This is a genomic window from Niallia sp. FSL K6-0212, from assembly GCF_038007605.1.
GTDB classification, from domain to species: Bacteria; Bacillota; Bacilli; order Bacillales; family Cytobacillaceae; genus Niallia; species Niallia circulans.
The window spans coordinates 122554-145876 of the sequence record NZ_JBBOXL010000001.1 but is presented as its reverse complement, the minus strand read 5'-3'; the positions used below and the strand labels follow the sequence as shown (position 1 = coordinate 145876).

The following is a 23323-nucleotide window of genomic DNA, read 5'->3' as shown; positions in this document are numbered from 1 at the left end:
GTATGGTTTATTCTTGGGAAGTTGTATGCTATAATGGTTTTGGAAAAATATATCATGGAGAAGAAAAGGGAAAATTAGTCCTTTTTCTTCAAAAAGTATGTACTTTTTTTCTGTATATTATTAGTTACTTATAGCTTGTAAAGGTTAGGGGGTAAGGTGTTGAAGGTTGGTGTAATTGTCTTAGGTTGTTTGCCTTCGGGAGTAAAGCAAATTCTTCATCGATTATATGAGGAGTTATCTTCTAAGCATCAACTATTTGGAATGGAAATAGATAGAGGGTCCGGTGAAGTCAATTATACGGAGATAAAAGAAGTGAGTGATTCACCATACTTAAGCCATACTATCTTAAAGGTAAGCGCTGCACCAGTAAATAATCAATGGGAACAAACACTTGCTCCGATGGATATGACTGTTGTATTGGGAGATGCGCAGGCAAAAGAAATATGGCAGACTTCTATAGCCGATAAAGAAGCGCTGCGTACATTATTTGTCCCAGTTTCCATTTACAATAATATTAAAGGAAATGATTGGACTCTAGGATATGATACCGCACTTAACAGTATTACTCAGAATGTGTTAAAGGTGCAAGATACCATTCATTCTCTTAAATATGATAAGCCAAGATTATTTGGTTTTTCAATAGAGGGGAACCCATCGACTAATATGCTGCAGGATATCTCTCTTGCGGTGGATGGTAACTATTTAGCAGTAGATTACGAGGAAGAAGAAATTACCACTTTATGTGATGCGATAAAGAAAAGCTATACATATACTAAAACTTCTAATGTTCTAATATATAGCCAAGCTTTACAAGAGGTAATTGAAAATTCAGTTATTAGTAAGCTAGAGGTAGATTGGAAATATACAGAAATTGACGAAGCACTATGTATGGGAGTAAACCCAACAGCCATCGATCGAATCCTTGCAAATGAACTTGCGGATGAAATCTTGCGATGGATAAAAAATAATTGTTTAACAGGTGAACTCACCGTTCAAAAGGATGGAATTCAATTTAAATAAACGCTAAGCCAAAATGAATAAATTCTTTTACTAATTTAGGGTTAGCATTAAATAAATCAAAAAAGGATGAGGAAAATGAGTAATCAAGTAAAAACAGATATCGAACAATTAGCTATTAACACAATCCGTACTTTATCCATTGATGCAATTGAAAAATCTAATTCTGGTCACCCAGGAATGCCAATGGGGGCAGCGCCAATGGCTTATACATTATGGGCTAAGGAAATGAATCATAATCCTGCTAATCCTAACTGGTTCAACCGTGACCGTTTCGTTTTATCAGCTGGACATGGTTCTATGCTTCTATATAGCTTGCTGCACCTTTTCAATTACGGTGTTACTGTAGATGACTTAAAGAACTTCCGTCAATGGGGAAGCAAAACTCCAGGACATCCAGAATTTGGACACACACCAGGTGTGGAAGCTACTACTGGTCCATTAGGACAAGGTATTGCGATGGCTGTTGGGATGGCAATGGCAGAAAGACATCTTGCAGAAACCTATAATAAAGAAAATTATCCAGTTGTTGACCATTATACGTACAGCATTTGCGGTGATGGTGATTTAATGGAAGGCGTATCTGCAGAAGCAGCGTCTCTTGCAGGTCATTTAAAATTAGGAAGACTAGTAGTATTATATGATTCCAATGATATTTCTTTAGATGGTGATTTAAATCTCTCTTTCTCTGAAAGTGTTCAAAAGCGCTTTGAAGCATATGGATGGGAAGTTATTCGTGTAGAAGATGGCAATGACTTAGCTGAAATTCAAGCGGCAATTGCTCAAGCGAAAAAATCAGATGTACCGACATTAATTGAAGTGAAAACAGTTATTGGCTATGGTTCTCCGAATAAAGGCGGAAAATCTGCATCACATGGTGCACCACTTGGAGCTTCTGAAACACAATTAGCAAAACAAACATATGGTTGGGCATATGAAGAAGCATTCCACGTTCCAGCAGAAGTATCGGAGCATTATGCGGCATTAGCACAAGAAGGTGCAGAAAAAGAGAAAGCTTGGAATGAGCTTTATGAAAATTATAAAGTAGCATATCCAGAATTAGCTACTCAATTAGAAACAGCTATTAAAGGAGAACTACCTGCTGATTTACAAGAAAAATTACCTGAATTTAATGCTGGAGATTCTATGGCGACAAGAGATTCTTCTGGTAAAACAATTCAAGCAATTGCTAGTGCGGTTCCTGCTTTCTTCGGTGGTTCTGCAGACCTTGCTGGTTCGAACAAAACATTAATGACTAGTGAGAAAAACTTTGCCATCGATGGATATGCCGGCAGAAATATCTGGTTTGGTGTACGTGAATTTGCAATGGGTGCGGCATTAAACGGATTAGCACTGCACGGTGGAGTAAAAGTATTTGGCGCAACATTCTTCGTGTTCTCTGATTATTTACGCCCAGCAATCCGCTTAGCAGCATTAATGAAATTACCAGTAACATATGTATTTACACATGATAGTATTGCAGTTGGGGAAGATGGTCCAACACATGAACCTGTTGAACAACTTGCTTCCTTACGTGCAATGCCAGGGCTTTCTATCATTCGTCCAGCAGATGCCAAAGAAACAGCTGCTGCATGGCAACTGGCAATTGAAAGCACAGATACTCCAACAGCCCTAGTGTTGACTCGTCAAAACTTACCAACATTAGATTTAACAAAAGCAGAAGCATATGAAGGTGTGAAAAAAGGTGCTTATACAGTTGCAGCTGGTAAAGAAGCTGCACAGGCCTTAATCTTAGCATCTGGTTCCGAAGTATCTCTTGCAATCAAGGCACAAGCAGCTTTAGCAGAAGAAGGAATTTCTGTAAATGTAGTAAGTATGCCAAGCTGGGATCGTTTTGAAAAACAATCTCCTGAATATAAAGAAAGTGTATTGCCAGAAAGTGTTCAAGCACGTGTTGCAATTGAGGCTGGTGCATCTCTAGGCTGGAGAGAATACATCGGTTCTAAAGGAGAGCACATTACAATTGATCATTTCGGGGCATCTGCTCCAGCAGATAAACTATTCCAAGAGTATGGATTTACTGTTGAGAATGTTGTAGCAAAAGTAAAATCATCTATCGCAAAAGCAAAATAATATCCGAAAGTTCTAGGTGAAAAGGGCAGAAGCTAATAACCATGTGAGATGGTTATTAGCTTCTTTTTTGTACAAAGAAAAAGAAGTAGGCACCAAAGAAAAAATAGAATAGTTAAATTTTGTCTTAGGAATCGGTGTCAACTTTATCATTAGTTTAAGTAGCAAAAGTAGTTAAATACAGTCACAATAAAGAAATATGCTTTATGCTGTACATACATAATCAGATTAATCTTGGCAACAAGTTTGTCTTTAGGAAAGAAGGAGAATAGATTGGGATTTGTGCAAGTTAATCACTTAGTGACACAATTCACAAACTAGTAATGGAAATGAAAACGGATACAATATCTTATTTTTACATGCTACAATGAAATCAAGTTAAGAGGTGATAGATAATGTATCTTGACGAAAGAAGTAATATCTTATTAAAGGAAGTATTGAGCAATCCGGATACTTCTAACATAAAGCTAGAGAAAAAATTTCAGTTATCTAGAAGGCAAGTTAGTTACAGTTTTCAGAAGATTAATGATTGGCTTGAATCGAATAATTACCCAGCTATCAAAAGAACAAATGGTGGAAAATTCATTATTAGCCCAGTCATTATGGAATTATTTGCTGAAAAGACAGACGAACAAGTAGATAAACATTACATTCCATCTGAAACGGAAAGAGCTCAATTTATTCTATTGTATATTATTAGTAGCAGTGAAGAGCTTTCCCTACTGCATTTTACTACCGCATTAGGTGTAAGTAAAAATACGGTCCTTCGTGATATGAAAAATGTTCAGCAAATGATTGAGCCATACGAACTTGAGGTTAGTTATTCAAGAATGAAAGGATATGAATTAAAAGGAAAGGAATGGGATGTCCGAAAATTATTAGTGGAAGTATTGGAAAATATCTTATCGATTTATAATGGCGAAGTTTATATTCAAAAGTTTATTGATATATCAAAAGACAATCTGACAACGATAAAAGAAAGACTTGCAGAAGTCGAAAGCAGTTTACACCTTCAGTTTATTGATGAACGAATTAATCTTTTGCCATATATTTTAGCAGTCATACTAAAGCGTATTCAACAAGGGAAAGTAATTCAAGATTTTTACCATATTGATTATCGAGCCTTGTCTGATACGAAAGAATTTATTGCTGCAGAAATCTTAATTAAAGACATGAAATCTATTCCGAAAGAAGAGCATCTGTTTTTAACCTTGCAGCTGCTTACATCCAAGATATTATCAGCCCAGTTTTTAGCTGATCATCAAATACCAGAGCTGACGAGGACCTTGGAACACTTTCTTCATACTTTTGAATATAAAGCGTGTATAACCTTCAAAGATAAAGCGGCATTACTTGAAAGATTGGTTCTTCATATGAAGCCTGCTTATTATCGAATGAAATATAATTTAACGACGAATTACACGATGATGGAAAAAGTAAGCGAAGAATTTGAAACGATTCATTTTATTGTAAAGGATTCGATTTCTCCTGTAGAAGAATATATCGGCTGTCCCATACCAGAAAGCGAATTAATGTTCATCACCATCTTCATTGGCGGCCATTTAATCAGCTCAGGAGAAACAATCCAGAAGAAGAAGAAAGCGGTAGTTGTTTGTCCAAATGGTGTATCTATATCACGCCTAATGGAAAGCACATTACGTGAGTTATTCCCTGAATTTTACTTTTATCAAGCTTTATCTATTCGGGAATTTCAACAACTTAATTACCAAGTGGATATTATTTTTTCACCAGTACCTTTACAAACGGATACAAAGCAATTTGTCATTAATCGCATATTAACAGATTTTGAAAAAGTTCAGCTTAGACAACGAGTATTAAGAGAAATATTTGACTTAAATACTAGTGTGATCAACATTGAACAGTTAATGGGGAAAATTGAGAAATATGCTTCAATAAAAGATAAAGAGTCTTTGCGCAGTACCTTACAAGAACATTTCTCTATTACAACAACTATTGATTCACAAGAATCAATAGCGAAGACAGATTTATCCCTTTCCTCTCTCTTAGCACCAGACATGATTACCGTGGTGAAAAGAATAGAAGGTTGGCAGCAAGGAATCCAACTTGCAGCAGAAAAGCTGTTGAATAATGGCAGCATCACAGAAAATTATATTGCAGAAATGGTGAAACAGTATCCTACAATGGTCCAGCATATCTTACTAAGAAACGTGATAGCCATTCCTCATGCAGGTCCAGAAGATGGTGTAAATAAAGTTGGCATGAGCTTATTAAAAATAGAAGAAGGTATCCCATATAATGATAATATTTGCGTGCATTTTATCGTGGTACTGGCATCTACAGATAAGCATAAACATCTTTATGCATTAAGACAGCTGATGAGTTTATCGAAAAATGAAGAAGATATCAGCAATTTAAAAAACAGTAATGATTCCAATCAAATATATGAAATCATTAAAAAATATTCTTAAAGTTAAGTGAAAGTGGAGGAGTTTAAAATGGCAGTTGCTTCATTTATTAAAGAAAGCTTAATAAACGTCGGATTAAAGGTAGAAAATCAAGATGAGCTTTTCAACGCAATGTTCGAAAAGGCATACAAGCAGGGGTTTGTAAAAGAAACATTTCTACCGAAAATTAAGGAGAGAGAATCGATCTTCCCAACAGGGCTCAGTGTCAATAATTATAGTATCGCTATCCCTCATACAGATCCGGAACATGTAGTGGAGCAATTTATCGCCGTTTCTGTTTTAGAAAAACCAGTATCCTTTCATTTAATGGAAGATAATACAAAAACAACGGAGGTGCAAGCTGTATTAATGCTTGGCTTAAATCAGCCACATAGCCAAATTGAAGTTCTTCAGGAATTAATGCAAGTCATCCAAGTAGAAGAGCATCTTGAAAAGCTTATTCATGCAAAGGATAAATCTGATATAACAGCATTATTTGAAAGCATTAAAATTTTATGAAAGGTGGTGAGTAGATTGAACAAGCCAATAGTACTTGTGGCATGTGGTGCAGGGATTGCTACATCAACAGTTGTTTTAGATCATTTAGAAGAATTATTTAGACGAGAAAATCTAAAGGTAGAGCTTGTTCAATGTAAAATAGCAGAAGTGGCATCTTTACAAGATGATGCGTTTTTAATTATATCAACTACTATCTTGCCGACAAAATATAAAGTCCCAGCAATCAGTGCTACTGCTTATATTAGTGGGTTAGGTATAGAAAAACTAGATAAAGAGATTCTAAGTTATTTTGAAAAAACAAACAAAACAATCTAAATACAAGCCAATTAATAAGTTAAAAGAATGGAAGGGGATTTTAAAAATGAAAAAATATAAAATTTTAGTAGCATGTGGAGCAGGTATCGCAACTTCAACTGTAGTTTGTAATCGAGTGGAGAATTTGGTGAAGGATAACAATATTAATGCAGAAGTTATTCAATGTAAAATAGCAGAAGTAGCTTCAAAACAAAGTGAGGCAGATATTATCGTTTCAACTACTATTCTTCCTACAACTTATCAGATACCAGCAATTATAGCTACGGCTTATATCACTGGAATTGGAATGGAAAGTTTAGATAAAAAAATACTTGATCACTTGCAATAATGAAAAGAAGTTAAGTGAATTTGGGTGAAATTACTGTTTGTTGTTATATAACAACAAACAGTAATTAATTCTAATATATAACAAAAGAAAAGAGGGAAAAATATGCAAAAGCTATTAGATGGCGTTCAGTATGTACTAAATCTTGGACCAACTGTAATTTTACCTATTGCTATCATTCTATTGGGTCTTGCATTTAAGACAGGCTTTAAAAAGGCATTAAAAGCGGGAATAACTATTGGGATTGGATTTGTAGGGATTAACTTAGTTATTGATTTGCTTGTTAGTACTCTTGGACCAGCTGCACAGCAGATGGTTGAGCGTTTTGGATTAAATCTAACAGTTATTGATACAGGGTGGCCTTCAGCAGCAGCTCTATCTTGGGCATCACCTGTTGCAGCAATTTTAATTCCGATTTGTTTATTTGCAAACATCTTTTTCTTATTAACAAAGATGACAAAAACTTTGGATATTGATATTTGGAACTACTGGCACTTTATTGCAGCTGGTGCAACTGGCTATATTGTAACAGATAGTTGGTGGTTTGCAATTTTATGTGCAATTATTTATCAATATGCAGTACTGTTTGTTGCTGATAAAACGGCTCCTATGGTTCAAAAATTTTATGGGCTTGATGGAATTTCATTACCAACTGGTTCTACAGCGGCTTTCGGACCAATTGGTATATTAGTAGGCTGGGCTATCGCAAAAATTCCCGGAATAAATAAATTAAATGCAGACCCTGAAACCATTCAAAAGCGTTTTGGAATTTTTGGTGAACCAATGATGATGGGAATAATCCTTGGTGCACTTATTGGATTACTTGCTGGTTATGATATCGGAAAAATATTACAAACAGGTATTTCAATGGGAGCAGTAATGTTATTGATGCCGCGTATGGTTAAGATCTTAATGGAAGGTTTAATACCAATTTCAGAGTCAGCACGGTCGTTTTTGCAAAAGAGATATGGTGATAGAGAGATTTATATAGGATTGGATGCTGCAGTATCTGTAGGACATCCATCAGTGATGGCAACTGCACTTATATTAGTTCCAATTACATTGTTTTTAGCTGTAATCTTACCAGGTAATAAAGTGCTGCCATTTGGTGATTTAGCGACAATTCCATTTTATATTGCGTTTGTTGTAGGATCTCGTAAAGGAAATATCATTCACTCTGTTTTAGCTGGAATCGTAATGGTAGCGTTATCACTATATATGGCTACTAATTTTGCGGAGGTTCATACTCAGATGATTTCTGGTGCACAATTTACTTTACCTGAGGGTGCTACCCAAATTTCTAGTTTAGATCTAGGAGGTAACTTATTTAACTGGTTAATATTAAAATTCTCTGAAGCGGTTGCCTTTTTGTTTGGAAAATAATTAGAACTTAATGAATAAAAGCAGATGATTTAAGCAATTAGGCTGGTGCGTCTGCTTTTATTTTGAAATGAAAATAATGAATGGAGGTTTAAACGATGAAAGCAGCAGTTCTCCACGCTGAAAACAAAATAATTTATGAAGATATAGAGTTAGAATCTTGTAATGCTACAGAAGTTAAGGTCAAAGTAATGGCTGCTGGTATCTGCGGATCTGATACACATAAAATGACAAGTGTTTGGAAATATCCATTACCAGCAATAATGGGACATGAATTTTCAGGAATTGTTACTGAAATTGGATCTAAGGTTACAAATGTGAAAGTTGGTGAAAGAGTTGTTGTCATTCCTTTTATACCTTGTAACGAATGTGAATATTGTCTAAAGGGACAATTTTCATTGTGTGAAAATCATGGAATGATAGGTTCAAAATCTTATGGAGGATTTGCAGAGTATTGTAATGTTCCTGCTAAGAATATTTTATCAATTGGCGAAATGGATTTTGAAGAGGCAGCAATGATTGAACCACTGGCAGTTGCTTTACATGGAGTATTAAATATTAAGCCGCATTTAGGTGATGTAGTAGCAGTTTTTGGTGCAGGAACAATTGGTATGCTCGTTATTCAGTGGTTAAAAATAGCCGGGGTTAAAGAAATAATAGCTATTGATATTTCCGATGAAAAGTTAGCAGAAGCAAGAGCATTTGGCTGTGAAAAAACTATTAATGCAAAAAAAGAAGACTTATATCAAAAAATCGAAGAATATACCAATGGCCTTGGTGTAGATATAGCTTTAGAATGTGCAGGTTCAAAAATTACACAAGAACAATGTTTATTGATTACACGTAAGAAGGGAAAGATCGGATATTTAGGCATTGCATATTCTGATGTAACTTTATCACAGAAAGCATTCGAAAATATTTTTAGAAGAGAGTTAACCTTAAAGGGGTTTTGGAATTCCTATTCAGCTCCTTTCCCTGGTGAAGAATGGACAAAAAGCATTTCATTTTTACAAAAGGGACAAATTAAGTTGAAAGATTTAATTTCTCATAGATTTTCTTTAGAAGATACTCAAGCGGCTTTTAATCTAATTATTAATCGTGAGGAGAACTATGGAAAAGTGTTAATTTTACCAAATGGGAGTGAGAATTAAATGAAAGCTGTAACAAAATTAAAATCTGGTTATGATGAAATGGAGCTAATCGAAATCGATGAGCCTTCTGCATATGACGATAAAGTAAAAATAAAAGTTGCATACACAGGGATTTGTGGATCAGATATTCACACCTTTAAAGGAGAATACAATAGTAAAAATACTCCAGTAGTATTAGGACATGAGTTTTCTGGTGTAGTAGTGGAGGTCGGCAAAGATGTTACAAGAGTAAAAGTCGGAGATCGAGTAACAAGTGAAACGACCTTTACAACTTGCGGAGAATGTATCTATTGTCAAGAAAAGGACTATAATCTTTGTCCAAATAGAACAGGTCTTGGTACACAAGTAAATGGTAGTATGGCAGAATATGTGATTGCTAGGGAAGAGAGCATACATGTATTAAACGAAAAGGTTAGTTTAGAAGCAGCTGCTTTAACAGAACCATTAGCTTGTTGTGTTCATGCTGCGTTAGAAAAAACAATGATTGCAGAAAACGATACTGTTTTAGTATTTGGTCCTGGTCCCATTGGATTGTTATTAAGTCAAGTAGTAAAAGCACAAGGCGCCTTCGTTATATTGGCTGGCATTACAAAAGATAGAAAGCGATTAGATCTTGCAAAGGAATTAGGAATAGATGTTGTCGTGGATCTTTTACAAGAAGATTTGAACGAAATGGTTTACCAATATACGGATGGCTATGGTGCGGATAAAGTATTCGATTGTTCGGGAGCGGTTCCAGCTGTAAACCAAGGTCTTGCACTAACAAAGAAAAAAGGAACATTCGTTCAAGTAGGATTATTTGCAAAGAAAGCAAATGAAATCGATCAAGAGTCCATTATTCAACGCGAAATTAACTATATCGGCTGTCGTTCTCAAAAACCTAGTTCTTGGGATATTGCCCTGAAATTACTAGAGGATGGAAAAATCGATACAGATAAAATGATTACAAAGATCGTATCACTCGCTGAATGGCGCACTGGTTTTGAAAAAGTAATGGCTGGTGATGAGATAAAAGTTTTAATTGAATCTTAAGCAGCTGTCAGATAAGAATACTCCACTTACATCATAAAGCGGGGTATTTTTATCTATTTACTTTATTATTAATTATCTTTCATCACTAGATGGCACAAAAGAAATAACAATATTGAAGATGAAAACGTATACAGATAACTAGGGTTTATGTGATAAAATGAACATGCCAAAAAGGAACTAACAAAATGTAATGGGCATGAGAGTTGATTGTTTCATGATAGATTCTATTATTTGGTTCTTCCTGGAAGGAAATAATACGTTTTTTCCCGATTAATAGAGTTGACTAATAGAGAGGATGAAGAGCATGAAGTTAGCCATTGCATGTGATCATGGTGGATTTTTGCTAAAGGAAGCAGTGAAGAAATATTTATTAGAACAAGAAGTTGAAGTAGAAGATTTTGGTTGTCACAGTCGAGAAAGTGTAGATTTTCCAGACTACGCCAAACAAGTGGGAGAATCGATTGTTAGAGGTCAAAATGATTTAGGAATTCTTTGTTGTGGAACTGGCATTGGAATGAGTATTGCGGCAAATAAAATAAAAGGAATTCGAGCAGCTGTAGTTGGAGATGTTTTTTCCGCGCAAGCTACTAGGGAACATAATAATAGTAATGTTCTATGTTTAGGAGAGAGAGTGACAGGAGAAGGGTTGGCCTTGCTAATTGTAGAAACATGGCTTCAGGCGAAGTTTTTAGGAGGAAGACATGAAAGAAGAGTCGGAGCTATTGGGGAATTAGAAAAATATCTATGTTGATAGATAAAGAGTATAAAGATAAAAGGATGTAAAACAGCTAACAAATAGAAATCTATAAGACTAAATAAGGGGAAACAGGAGGCATCCAATTTGAAGGTAGGTATCATGATTGCAGGAGTACTGCCTGGGGGAGTAAAGCAGATTATTTATAAAATATTTAATGAATTGACTCCAACTCACCAATTATTTGGGATTGAAGTGAATAAAGAAACAGGGAAAGCGGACTATCTTGAATTTATTGTTAATAATGATTCTCCCTATTTAAGTGATTATGTATTGAAGCCAACTCCATTATTAGACAATATTAGATGGGAAGAAATCTGTTCCCCGATGGATAGTATAATTTTTATTGGCGATGCACAGGCAAAAAAACGGTGGGCGCAGACATTTGCAATGAGCAAAACGATTCATTCCTTATACGTTCCCGTTTCTATTTATAACAATATCAAAGGTTCAGATTGGTCTTTAGGCTATGACACCGCTATTAACAGTATTACACAAATGGTTCTGAAGGTAAAAGATACCATTCATTCTCTGAAATACGAAAAACCAAGATTGTTTGGCATTGCTATAAATGGATACCCTTCGAATCATATGCTCCAAGATATTTCCATGGCGGTAGATGGCCATTTTTTAGCAAATACGATTGAATTAGAAGAAGTAGAGCTTTTATGTAATAAAATCGATAATAGTTTTAATTCTCTTCAAACTTCTTCAGTACTAGTATACAGTCATTTAAATAAAGCAAGTGTAGAGAAGAAGCTGATTCGCTCTTTAAATGTGGATTGGAAATACACGGAAATTGATGAAGCTCTATGCATGGGAACCAATCCAACAACAATTGATCGAATATTAGCAAATGAAATAGCGGAAACCATATTATTATGGATAAAAAATGATAATCCGACAGGAGAAATAGCAGTGAAAAAAGAGGGAGTTCTTTATTTAAATAAAAAATACGAAGGAATGATAGTATGACTAATACAGTTGTTGCAAACGTAGAAAAACTAGCAGTAAATACAATTCGAACATTATCCATTGATGCCATTGAAAAATCAAATTCTGGTCATCCAGGTATGCCAATGGGGGCAGCACCAATGGCATATACACTATGGGCAAAGGAAATGAATCATAATCCAGCTAATCCTAATTGGTTTAATCGTGACCGGTTTGTTTTATCAGCAGGACATGGCTCCATGCTTCTTTATAGCTTATTACATTTATTTCAATATGATGTAACCATTGATGATTTGAAAAATTTCCGTCAATGGGGAAGTAAAACGCCAGGTCATCCAGAGTTCGGCCATACTCCAGGTGTGGAAGCAACTACTGGCCCATTAGGACAAGGAATTGCGATGGCAGTAGGAATGGCAATGGCAGAAAGACACTTGGCAGAAACTTATAATAAAGAAAATTATCCAGTAGTGGATCACTATACGTACAGCATCTGCGGTGATGGCGATTTAATGGAAGGCGTATCTGCAGAAGCAGCATCGCTTGCAGGTCATTTAAAATTAGGTAGATTAGTAGTATTATATGATTCCAATGATATCTCGTTAGATGGTGATTTGCATCTTTCTTTCTCTGAAAGTGTTCAAAAGCGTTTTGAAGCATATGGATGGGAAGTTATCCGTGTGGAAGATGGAAATAATATAGAAGAAATTCATAAGGCTATTACAAAGGCGAAACAATCAGAGATTCCTACTCTCATCGAGGTGAAAACCATAATTGGATACGGTTCTCCAAATAAAGGTGGAAAATCTGCATCACATGGTGCACCACTTGGAGCTTCAGAAACACAATTAGCAAAACAAACGTATGGGTGGGCATATGAAGAAGCATTCTGCGTTCCAGCAGAAGTATCGGATCATTTTGCGGCATTAGCGCAAGCAGGCGCAGAAAAAGAGAAAGCATGGAATGAACGTTATGAAAAATATAAAGCAGCCTATCCAGAATTAGCTGGCCAATTAGAATCCGCAATCAAAGGGAAGTTACCAGCTGATTTGCAAGCAAAGCTACCTGAATTTACTGTAGGGGAATCGATGGCAACAAGAGAATCTTCAGGGAAAGCAATTCAAGCAGCAGCAAAAGAACTTCCATTTTTATTTGGTGGCTCAGCTGATTTAGCAGGATCCAATAAGACGTTAATGAATGCTGAAAAGAACTTTGCCATCGATGGATATGCTGGTAGAAATATTTGGTTTGGTGTACGTGAATTTGCAATGGGTGCAGCATTAAATGGATTAGCACTGCATGGCGGAGTAAAAGTATTTGGCGCAACATTCTTCGTTTTCTCTGATTATTTACGTCCAGCTATGCGTCTAGCAGCATTAATGAAACTACCAGTAACATATGTATTCACACATGATAGTATTGCTGTCGGAGAAGATGGGCCGACCCATGAGCCAATTGAACAATTAGCTTCCCTACGGGCAATGCCAGGATTATCGATTATTCGTCCAGCAGATGCCAAAGAAACAGCTGCTGCATGGCAGCTGGCATTAGAAAGTACAGATACACCAACAGCGCTAGTATTGACACGTCAGAACCTGCCGACTCTCGACATAACAAAAGAAGAAGCATACGAAGGGGTAAAAAAAGGTGCATACATTCTTTCCCGGGCTTCAGAGGAAGCGCAGGCATTAATTTTAGCAACAGGATCAGAAGTTTCTCTTGCAATCAAGGCACAAGCAGCTTTAGCAGATGAAGGAATTTCTGTAAATGTGGTAAGTATGCCAAGCTGGGATCTTTTTGAAAAGCAATCTCCTGAATATAAAGAAAGAATACTGCCGGAAAGCGTTCAAGCACGTGTTGCTATCGAGGCTGGGGCCTCTCTTGGCTGGAGAGAATATATCGGTGCAAAAGGGGAACATATCACAATTGATCATTTTGGTGCTTCAGCTCCGGCAGATAAACTTTTCCAAGAGTATGGATTTACGGTGGAAAATGTTGTTGCTAAGGTGAAAGCTTCCATGGCAAAAAACTAAACACTAATGAATACGAGCTAACGACTGTAATAAGTTGCTAGCTTTTTTTAGTATGAAAAAACTAGTATATAATTAGAAATACTGATAAAAAGATAGATATTTCTTCCACATAGTCTTTCTATTACCATATGAGTAGAATATAATAGATTTATATTATCAAAAAGATTAAATTCCTTTATTTCGAGGAATGAATAGATTGAAAGCTTATTGTAAGGATGGGGGAAGTTTTATGTGGCAAGATTGGCTGCTTGAACTATTAAAAGGATTTGGTAAATTATTTTTAAATCCTGTTTTTTATTTATCATTTTTATTTGCCGCTTTTTTAGGGGTATCTAGAGTGAAAAAGGAAAGAAGAAATTTCACAGTAAGAGCACGGGATGCTTATTTTGAACTGAAACAATTACTTCCACGAGGGATAATTGTTGGGCTATGTGTTTCTGTTCTTTCAATTGGTCTTGTTTTAGTAGTTCCAATGGAATTTATTATTTTCACAGGAATTTTCACCATAATATTTGCTTTAATTGGAAAAACAAGAATATTATCACCTGTATACACGGCTGGTTTAGGCATTATCGCAAGTAGTGTATCTGTTTTCCTTGGCTTGGATTTTTTCTTGTTTTCTAAAAGCAATCTTCAGCCTTCTGAGTATATTTTTCCAACTGCCATTATTTTATTAGGCTTATTGATTATTTCCGAGGGAATATTTGTTCGTGGAAACGGAGTAAAGGGGACTTCGCCGCGATTGAAGAAAAGTAAGCGAGGTCAAGTTATAGGTGTTCATTTACTTGAAAGAGCATGGATTATGCCGGTATTTTTATTTATCCCATCAGGCGTACTGACGATTCCATTTGAATGGTGGCCTATGTTTACTATTGCAAATCAAACCTATTCTTTAATTTTCGTTCCGTTCTTGATTGGTGCAAAACTAGAAGTACAAGGAGAGCACCCTATTATTGCTATTAGAAATGTGGGACGAAATCTAATTATTCTTGGTTCTTTTGTCATAGTAGGTGGAGCGGCAGCTTATTTATACCCGCTTGCATCGCTTGCCCTAGTGATTGTAGCCATTATCGGTCGGGAATGGATTACTTTAAAACAGAGAAATAAAGAAAAAAACAGATCTTTTTATTTTTCTAGAAAAAATAATGGGGTAGTAATTTTGGGAATTGTACCAGATTCGCCCGCTGATAAAATGGGACTTAGAATCGGAGAAATGATTTCGAAAGTAAATAGCATTCCAGTTCAAGATAAAATTCAATTATACAAAGCATTACAGAAGAATTCTGCCCATTGTAAGCTGGAGGTCTTTGATACTCATGGCGAAATTCGTTTCGTGCAAAGAGCTCTATTTGAGGGCGATCACCATGAATTAGGTTTGTTATTGATTCCAGATGAAAAAGTTCATGGGAATGAAGCAGTGTAAAAGTGTGATTTTTCTTAATTCCCCGGAATAATTTCATAATTGACCGGAATGGTTTTTCATAATTATTCGGAATGAAAAATTGAGTAATCTTAAATTGATTTAAGATTACTCAATTATATATTATTATATCTTTTAAACTTATAAGTAAAATAACTTTTTTGGGGGTGATTATTTATTGAACAAAAAATTACTTTGTGTAGTTAAACCTAGAAAAGATGAAAATATCTTTAGTTATATTAATAGATTATCAATTGAAAATATGTATGAAACAAATACATGGATATTAAACGATTCTGATTTTAATCACTATATTGGTCCTCGCAATCTGCTACCATGGAAATTTGATTTTTCATCTTTAATGAATTTAACTGGCTTGTCACTTAATGAATTATTAATAACTACATTTTATAACGAGTTTGACTATGAAAAAGGAAAATTTAAGCATTTTAATTTTTCTTTGTATCAAGACAGTTTGATGAATGCTCATGCTAAGGTATGTCCTAGATGCCTTGAAACTGTTGGTATTCATCATAAATTATGGGATATAAGAATTTTTTTAGTATGTCCAATACATAATTGTTTCCTTGTTTCTTCATGTAGTAGCTGTGGAAAACCAATTAAACAATATAGAAAGAAGTTTTATTATTGTAAATGTAATAAGGACTTAAGGACCTTAAAAGTTAAAAATGCTGACGAAAGCAATTCCTTCGTGTCGAGAATCATCTATTATAAATTTAACTCTGATACCAGAAATTTTAAAGAAAGTAATCTAAATTTGTTAACTAAACTTGATCTAAAATATATCTTATTGATTTATCACTTTTTTATAAGATTGTACTATAGAGATAAGAGTAGAGTAGGGAGTATTTCAATTCCATTTGAATATGAAGATAGAGAATTTACTACCTTAATTATGAACATTACAAAAAGATTCGAAAATTGGCCTGTTAATTATTCTGATTTTTTGGAATTGTACAGAAATTTTAAGAAGTGTAAGCCTAAATATGATAGAGGCAGTTATATTAATAACTTTGGCTACTTTTTTATTGATTTATATAATAAGTATAATCATCCTCAAATGGACTTCTTAAGAAATGAATTTGAAAATTATATATTTAAAAACTGGGATAGTTCATTAATTTCAAATAGTAGGAGTTTTAACAAGGATATTTATAGTGCTTATTATCTTTCATTATCACAAGTCGCTAACATGTTAAAATGCAAACACGTTACTGTAAAAAAACTTATAGCTAATGGATTTCTTAAAGCGAGTATTACCAAGGAGAGAGAAGAATTTTTATTAATATCGAGAGAAAGTGTTAATAGATATCTTTCAAATAAAAGATTCTTGGTTAATAGAAAAGTAACAAGTAGTATTTTAAACATATCACTTAACGGTGTGATTTCTTTAGAAAAGACTCTTTTGGAAGTAAAAAGTTCTCCAATCATTAATGGTACTAATGAAGTATTATATGACCGGCGGAAGATTGACCAAATCTTCCGAATTATAGAGAAAAGGTATGAAAGATATTGTTTACAAAGTAATCAAATTTCTTGTAATGAAGAAGAGCTAACAGATATTACAAAGAGTATTAAATATTCAGTAGGCACCAATTTATCCGATATGATTACACTTATAGTCAAGGGGAAAATACGTGTGGTTGATAAAAGAGTGAAAGATACAGGCTTAAAACGATATCTTATTAGAAAAAATGAAGTATGGGAAGAGTCACTAAAAAATAAGTTAGAAACAGGAAAAGGGGTATTATCTCGACTGGAACTAGTTAAATACCTAGGGATAAAAAATAGTCAAATTAGTTTGTTAATCAAATATGGGCTATTAAAACCAACCGAACTAATGGAAAAGCCATATTTTTCAGTAAATGAAGCAAAAAAATACAAAAATAATTATATTAATTTATCTCAGCTTAGTGATCTTGTTTCCCAAGACATTGACTTACTGTTAAACACATTAACTAGTAAAGACATTAGCCCTGTATTAAATCATTTCCAGAATAAATTTAAAATATATAGTAAAAGTGATGTAAAGCTAATTATAGAAGAATAAATATAAAATCTCAGCTTTTTTGAATAATTAATAAAATTCAGTAGGATTCAGTCATTAGAAAGCTATTTTAATCTTTATTAGATTATGTTAATTACGCTTTTTAAGAATAATAAGCGTTTACCATCGTTTAATTCAGGTCCTGAAACAGCAATCAATTTCCCCTTATTATATTTTTTTAATATTCTTTTTGTACTAATAGATTTAATCATGGAAATTTGAAAGGTTGTAAAGTACTTGGATTCAAATTTAGTAAAGGAATCGTTTGTAATAGCCCCTGAGCTATTAGTTTTAAGTCTATTTGTACAAATCCAATATTCAATATCCTTTTTCTTAACACCAAACAAGAAGGCAACATCTTTTTGCGATAAAACTCCACTTTGTTTAGCCAGTTTAACAACAATATTTCGAACTATTTTAAAAAGTACTCTTTTTGAAACCAAAGAATTACCCAAAACTTTTTTATCTAATTCGAATGGTAAGCACCCTGCCAACATTGCTTTAATTACAACAAAAGAGTAATGTACACCAACCCACTGAAAGGCTTTATTTAAAATAATTTTTGGTCCAATTATTAGAGTGGTTCTCTGTTGTAACCTTAAAGTGATTTCTTCTAATTTGCCAATAGGGATTTGCCATTGCATTACAGAACCAGTTTGTATGTTAATAGCTGGCCATAATACATTATTGGAAAGTATGTTAAAAGTAACTTTTGGGCTTGTCCGCCAAGTATTCCGTAAGTGTTCTTTTGAAATCGATTCTTTGTAAAGGGACAACCATTTTTCGATTTCCATTTTTTTCACAAAGAAAAATTCCATTTCCTTGAAGTTACACATAAACAGCTGAAAAAAATCACTTCTTTTAATTGTATCTTCTTTTAATTTAGTAATTTCACATGCCTTTTTTATACTAATAAATTGATTTGGATAACTATTTGGTAATTGATTCTTAAGTATATAGTTCATAAACTCAGTGTGCAATGGTTCCAAATTAGTGCCAATTAACTTATTAACAGCATTACAAAATAGACGAAAACTATTAAGGTTGTTTTTATTTTTCATCAATCTAATGAATGTATAAAATTGCTTTGGCCAATCCCTCAATAATATGTAAGCGTGTATGTATAAAGGACAAGATTGAATAAGTGTTTTTGATTTTTTTAAACGGCTATTAACAACTGCGTTTCCGCTATATTTAAAACCATCTAATGTTATAATCTCATCAATATTGATTGTTTGTGGTATCCAAGTTGCTAAAAACTCTAATGCATAATAGAATGTCGAAGAATTTGAAATCCAATCATTAATATTAACAGTTTTATCATGGGAGAAAAATTTATCAACCTCTTGTTGATAATTAAATAGAAGAGATAATGTAACATTTTTGGGTTTAGCTGAAGATAAAGGCATCCCACAAACACATTTATCGGAAATAACGGTCTTAATATTTATATCTCTAGAACAATACATACATTTATCAATTAGAAATAATTTGTGCTTTCTACATATAAAACTATATGTAAAACTCCAGTCTAAACGGTGAATCGGTTCCTCTTTTAAACATACTGGACAAACCTTTGTTGTTTGGTATGAAAACCAAGGGCACTTAATAGTGTTCTTGGTATAATCTACTCTTAAACCGTGAAATTCTAATAGATAAGTAAAAGTCATACTGTTTGCAAGCTGATATTCGATGCGTAAAAAGTTTGAAGTATCTTTAATATGGTTTTGTTCGCCCCAATTCATTAAATTAACATTAGGCTGATAACCTGTAAATACGGAAAAGTGATCATTAATCCATTTTATGTTATCCATTAAGTTTTCTTTTGCCGTCCTATAAAAGAATCCAGTAAGGCTTTCGTTGTTCTTAGGCTTTAAATAAAAAAGTAACATGATGTTCTTCACCTCAAATATAATAATCTCCAAAAAAATACTCTGGTAAACTAGGTGATAATATGGAACAAGTTAGAAAAATAAAACCATCCAAAAAAGGCAGCTTTAGAGGCTTTATAAATAGCAAAAAGTCTAATGAAATGGTTGCTTGGGAGAGTCTGTTAGAGAAGGACTTCATTAAGGTTTTAGATTTTGATCCTTCAATCATAAAAATTCAATCTCAACCAATAAAAATAGAATACAGATATAAAGGGAAGATATACAAATATTTTCCTGATTTTTTAGTGGAAACTAAGGATAAACAGTATATTATTTTTGAAGTTAAGCCAGAGGATAAGATTAAAGAAGAAGATAATAAAGTTAAATTTGAAGTAGGGAAAATATATTGTGAAAAAAAAGGATGGAAATTCAAAATAGTTACAGAAAAAGATATAAGACAAGGATATCTAATACAAAACCTCGATAAGATTAGAGGAGTCGACGAAAGGTTAACTAAAGAAAGTACAAAAATAAAAATTTATAATTTTATACAAAAAAATGGAAAAAGTAAGATGGAAGATATCATAAAGTTTGATGATAGTATACCTAGTCCAGAAATTTATTCGAATTTATACTATATGATTTATAATCAGCAATTAAATATTGATCTCATAAATGAATTACTCAATGATGAAACTTTTATAGATATTGTGAGGGGATAGTTACTAATGAGTATGTTTGCATTTTTAGCAGGAACAAAGTTAATGATAGATGAAGATAGATATATAGTTAGAAGAGAAATAAATGGAGCAATCGAACTAGAGAATTTAAATTACAATAAAATCGAGATTTGGGATAAAGAACACTTATTAGAAAAGTGGAATAAAGAAGAATTAGTATTCAGAAATAACGATTGGCGCAGCAATGAATTTGAAATTAGGGACTTTTCATTGCTAGATATAGATTCAGTTAACGAGGCTAAAAGAAGGTATAAAATTATAAAACCAGTGATAGATGGAGAGATACTACCTGCAGAAATTAAGAGTTATTTAGATACGATAGAACCAAAAGTTAGTAAAACAACCTTTTATGAATGGAAGAGTAGATGGGAAAAATATGAAGATATTCGAACTCTTGTAAAAAAGAAGCCTGGTCCCAAAAATCATTATACAAAGGGAGAGATAGTCGAACTAATAGAAGAACTGGTAAATGAATTCCAATATAGTGGTGAAAAGTTTACAGATGAACATCTTTTTTCTGAATTTTCATTAAGAATCGAAGAAATTAACAGATTTAGAGATGATAAAAATAAAATTAAAATAGTATCTCGTTCTACATTTTATAGAAGGAAGAAAACTATAGAAGACAAATTTAGAAAAGAAGAGATTAGGCTTGGTAAAGTTGAAACTGAATTGAGGAAGAAAGGTTCTAGAAAAGAAGTTGTAATTACTAAACCCTTGGAAAGAGTGGAAATTGATTGGACACCTGTCGATGTCTTATTAATTAATCCATCGACACTAAAGCCAGAACGTCCTTGGCTAGTCTATGCAATAGAAAAAGCTACCGGTCATCCACTAGGATTTTATGTAACATTTAAGGATGTAAATGCATCTGCGGTGAAACAATGTCTATTACATTCTATTATGCCAAAAACGTACCTGAAAAAATTATATCCCTTAATAGAAAATGATTGGGTAGCATATGGAAAACCCTCTGAGGTAGTATTTGATAATTCAATAATAAATGAATCGTATGATGTTAAGGATACTTGCCAACAGTTAAATATAAATGTTCACTTTTGTAAAGTTGGTGCTGGTTATCAAAAGGGAACTATCGAGAGAGGATTTAGAACACTTAACACTACATGGATTCATACATTAAAAGGAACGACTTTTTCAAATGTTTATGAGAAAGGATTATATGATTCTGTAGGAGAAGCTTGTATAACAATGCAGACGTTTATTTATATGGCTCATCTGGTGATGGTAGATGTAATTGCGAATTCTTATGATAAGAGACGAGGAGGAAAGCCAAAGGATCTATGGCTTAAAGGATTAGTGAATAATCCTTTGCTACAATTACCTATACCACAAAGCAAAAAAGAGCTTAAATTAATTTTTATGAGTGGAATAGATTATAGAAAGATACAAAATAAAGGCGTTGTTATAGAAAACGAATACTATAATAGTAAAGATTTAATGGAACTTAGAGCTAACTTAATTAACGAGGTAAAACACGAAAAGAAAATTGGGTCTGTTAAAGTTCGATATGACTTAGCGGATATGAGATCTGTTTATGTTTATGATAAATTTAAAAAAATATATATTCAAGCAAATAACACATCTCTTGAAAGAAAGGAAATTCCCACGAATTTACCTGTTTATTTGTCTCAGTTAGAACTAGACTCTTCGGTAAGAACACTTGGCGCTAACAAAGATGATGTAACCTAATTTAGCAAAAACCATAAGAAAAGTAAAAGAGCTCACAAATTGTGATAAAAAGAAATATAACAAACAAAAACGCAACTTGGAACAGTTGAATAAACGAGATTTGCCTAAGAGTTATAATTATGAAGGTATTTCTTCAATGGGATTAGCGGAACTACAAATTGAAAGTCCTATTGAAGCTGATACAATAGTTGTTCATTATGATGAACAGAAAGAAAGGGAAAATAAACAGAAAAAATATGCAACTAAAAGTAAAAAAGAGCAATTACAAGATGAAGAAACAATGATTGGGAAAAGTAATAGTGATTATATTGATTTAGACTCATTACCAGATTATGGAGTGAGTTTCAAAAAATGAGGTCATAACGATGAATGAATTATTTAAGCCACTAAAAGGTAAAATTCCTGATGTCAAAGAATTAAAAAAAAGGAAAGAGCACGTTAAAAGTATCATTATTCAATATCCGCGTTATAAAAAAATATTAGATAAAATAGAAGAACACCATCAGTTATCCTTTGGTTCTGTTCAGCCTGATGGTTTATTTATATATGGTGAAACTGGTCTTGGGAAATCTACTCTACTCAAAGAGTATGAAAGTAAATATCCGAGAAAAATTATTGATGGTTTTACAAAAATTCCGATTTTATATTTAACAGTTCCTGTAGGAGCAACACCAAAGTCAGTGGCTTCTAAAATATTGTTGAATATGGGAGATCCAAACTATGATCGTGGTACAGAGAATAATATGACTGTCAGAATATTATCTTTTGTTGAAAAGTGTGAAGTTGAAATGATTATAGTAGATGAGTTTCAACATTTAATTGATAGCGAAAGTAAAAATGTATTAAACAAAGCATCTAATTGGGTGAAAAATTTATCTAATGAAGTTAGAATACCAATATTAGTATGCGGAATGCCTGAATCAAATAAAGTCTTTGTTTATAATGAACAATTAGACCGCCGCTTTTGTGAAAAGCAAAGTTTACAGCCTTTTTCCTACCAATCGAAAGAAGAGGAAATAGAATTTAGAGCGTTTTTAAATGGATTAGATAAGCAACTGCCCTTTCCTGAGCAAGCTTTCTTAGCTGATCCAGTATTAGCAAAGAAGATTTTTTATGCAACTAAAGGAAATCCATTTTATATAAAAAAACTAATAGAAGAATCAACCGTACAGGCTTTAAAAAGTGGGAGTGATTTAATTTCTGAGGATGACTTGTATATTTCATTTAAATCCATTTCATTATCAACAAGACCCTTTGTTATCAATCCATTTAATGATGAGAAATTTAATTTGATTGATGCATTTGAGAAAGAGAAAAGGATGAAAAAATACATATAATAACGCGTAATAAGAAGGTGAAAAATAAATGAACTCGTTTTTACTAATATTAACGCTTTTATAATTGATAAACGTCTAGAACCTTGTTTCATAAGGGATTAGACGTTTTTTATGAGATTTAAGGTTAATAGTAATTAACGCTTAATTTAAAAGTTAACACTCATTTTATTTTAGTGGAGGAGT

At 33.4% G+C, this 23323-nt stretch carries 19 protein-coding genes; 18 read left to right on the top strand and 1 reads right to left on the bottom strand.

All coding sequences use genetic code 11. The annotated features are described in order from the left end of the window. Positions 1-156: 156 nt before the first annotated feature. The 14 genes from MHH96_RS00660 to MHH96_RS00595 all read left to right on the top strand — a co-directional run bounded on the left by MHH96_RS00660 (position 157) and on the right by MHH96_RS00595 (position 17485). Positions 157-1020 (top strand): 6-phosphofructokinase, encoded by an 864-nt coding sequence (locus MHH96_RS00660; protein WP_235844536.1) that lies wholly within the window; start codon positions 157-159, stop codon positions 1018-1020. A gap of 75 nt (positions 1021-1095) precedes the next feature. Further along, positions 1096-3111, top strand: a complete 2016-nt coding sequence (tkt, locus tag MHH96_RS00655; protein ID WP_047943920.1) for a transketolase — start codon at positions 1096-1098, stop codon at positions 3109-3111. A gap of 392 nt (positions 3112-3503) precedes the next feature. Beyond that, on the top strand, positions 3504-5558 hold the full coding sequence (locus MHH96_RS00650) for a BglG family transcription antiterminator (RefSeq protein WP_328282798.1): 2055 nt from the start codon (positions 3504-3506) through the stop codon (positions 5556-5558). 27 nt (positions 5559-5585) lie between these two features. After that, positions 5586-6053 (top strand): PTS sugar transporter subunit IIA, encoded by a 468-nt coding sequence (locus MHH96_RS00645; RefSeq protein WP_047943922.1) that lies wholly within the window; start codon positions 5586-5588, stop codon positions 6051-6053. Positions 6054-6068: 15 nt separating this feature from the next. Next, positions 6069-6368, top strand: a complete 300-nt coding sequence (locus MHH96_RS00640; protein ID WP_047943923.1) for a PTS sugar transporter subunit IIB — start codon at positions 6069-6071, stop codon at positions 6366-6368. A 46-nt stretch (positions 6369-6414) separates the two neighbouring features. Beyond that, positions 6415-6696: a PTS sugar transporter subunit IIB gene (locus MHH96_RS00635; RefSeq protein WP_047943943.1), complete on the top strand. Its 282-nt coding sequence runs from the start codon at positions 6415-6417 to the stop codon at positions 6694-6696. Between the two features lie 102 nt (positions 6697-6798). After that, a complete protein-coding gene (locus MHH96_RS00630; protein ID WP_047943924.1) occupies positions 6799-8076 on the top strand; it encodes a PTS galactitol transporter subunit IIC in 1278 nt (425 codons plus the stop codon). A gap of 95 nt (positions 8077-8171) precedes the next feature. Then, the gene (locus tag MHH96_RS00625; protein ID WP_047943925.1) at positions 8172-9224 is read left to right on the top strand and encodes a galactitol-1-phosphate 5-dehydrogenase; all 1053 of its coding nucleotides are present in this window, start codon (positions 8172-8174) and stop codon (positions 9222-9224) included. Next, entirely contained in the window at positions 9225-10256 is a 1032-nt protein-coding gene (locus MHH96_RS00620) for a zinc-binding dehydrogenase (protein ID WP_047943926.1), read from the top strand. 304 nt (positions 10257-10560) lie between these two features. Beyond that, the gene (gene rpiB, locus MHH96_RS00615) at positions 10561-11007 is read left to right on the top strand and encodes a ribose 5-phosphate isomerase B (RefSeq protein ID WP_082138413.1); all 447 of its coding nucleotides are present in this window, start codon (positions 10561-10563) and stop codon (positions 11005-11007) included. A 90-nt stretch (positions 11008-11097) separates the two neighbouring features. Then, positions 11098-11985: a 6-phosphofructokinase gene (locus MHH96_RS00610; RefSeq protein ID WP_341116334.1), complete on the top strand. Its 888-nt coding sequence runs from the start codon at positions 11098-11100 to the stop codon at positions 11983-11985. Continuing rightward, positions 11982-13994 carry a transketolase gene (gene tkt, locus MHH96_RS00605; protein ID WP_095258530.1) on the top strand — a complete coding sequence of 671 codons (2013 nt, stop codon included), beginning with the start codon at positions 11982-11984 and terminating at the stop codon, positions 13992-13994. The genes MHH96_RS00610 and tkt (MHH96_RS00605) overlap by 4 nt, the downstream gene beginning before the upstream one ends. Before the next feature lie 229 nt (positions 13995-14223). Beyond that, a complete protein-coding gene (locus MHH96_RS00600) occupies positions 14224-15417 on the top strand; it encodes a PDZ domain-containing protein (RefSeq protein ID WP_047943930.1) in 1194 nt (397 codons plus the stop codon). A 175-nt stretch (positions 15418-15592) separates the two neighbouring features. After that, positions 15593-17485: a TniQ family protein gene (locus MHH96_RS00595; protein WP_163187417.1), complete on the top strand. Its 1893-nt coding sequence runs from the start codon at positions 15593-15595 to the stop codon at positions 17483-17485. A 77-nt stretch (positions 17486-17562) separates the two neighbouring features. Here the strand turns inward: MHH96_RS00595 and MHH96_RS00590 are convergent, their stop codons facing one another. Next, positions 17563-19374 (bottom strand): TniQ family protein, encoded by a 1812-nt coding sequence (locus MHH96_RS00590; RefSeq protein ID WP_163187419.1) that lies wholly within the window; start codon positions 19372-19374, stop codon positions 17563-17565. A 62-nt stretch (positions 19375-19436) separates the two neighbouring features. Here MHH96_RS00590 and MHH96_RS00585 point away from each other — a divergent pair, with 62 nt between their 5' ends. The 4 genes from MHH96_RS00585 (at position 19437) to MHH96_RS00570 (ending at position 23140) form a co-directional block, all read left to right on the top strand. Continuing rightward, on the top strand, positions 19437-20075 hold the full coding sequence (locus MHH96_RS00585; RefSeq protein WP_053215733.1) for a TnsA endonuclease N-terminal domain-containing protein: 639 nt from the start codon (positions 19437-19439) through the stop codon (positions 20073-20075). A gap of 12 nt (positions 20076-20087) precedes the next feature. Further along, complete coding sequence (locus MHH96_RS00580) at positions 20088-21803, top strand: Mu transposase C-terminal domain-containing protein (protein ID WP_341116331.1); 1716 nt, start codon at positions 20088-20090, stop codon at positions 21801-21803. 136 nt (positions 21804-21939) lie between these two features. Continuing rightward, a complete protein-coding gene (locus MHH96_RS00575) occupies positions 21940-22158 on the top strand; it encodes a hypothetical protein (RefSeq protein ID WP_341116329.1) in 219 nt (72 codons plus the stop codon). A gap of 10 nt (positions 22159-22168) precedes the next feature. Then, the gene (locus MHH96_RS00570) at positions 22169-23140 is read left to right on the top strand and encodes a TniB family NTP-binding protein (RefSeq protein WP_328283317.1); all 972 of its coding nucleotides are present in this window, start codon (positions 22169-22171) and stop codon (positions 23138-23140) included. The last annotated feature ends 183 nt before the right edge of the window (positions 23141-23323 follow it).